The 258-nt window shown below is 65.9% G+C and carries 1 protein-coding gene; it reads right to left on the bottom strand.

Annotation, left to right across the window (positions count from 1 at the left end; translation table 11 throughout):
- On the bottom strand, nucleotides 1-258 hold a 258-nt coding region (locus ACYP33_RS14420), incomplete at both ends, for a dihydrodipicolinate synthase family protein (protein WP_459622490.1).

Genomic DNA, 258 nt, shown 5'->3' with positions numbered 1-258 from the left:
CGAGCATGTCGGCGTTGAGCTTCGAATTCGCGCGGTTGTAGATGATCACGCCGATATCGGGCACGGCCTTGCACACTTCTTCCGCGTGCAGCGCGATGCCGTCCTGCGACGCTTCGGTCAGGTAATGCGGCATCAGCAGGATGCCGTTCGCGCCGAGGCGCTGCGCTTCCTTCGCGTACTCGATCGCCACGCGCGTCGGGCCGCCGGCGCCGGCCAGGATCGGCACCTTGCCCTTGCAGGTTTCCGTGGCAGTGCGAA

This window comes from Burkholderia sp. 3C, assembly GCF_054589155.1.
This window is presented reverse-complemented; position numbering and strand designations above follow the sequence as displayed.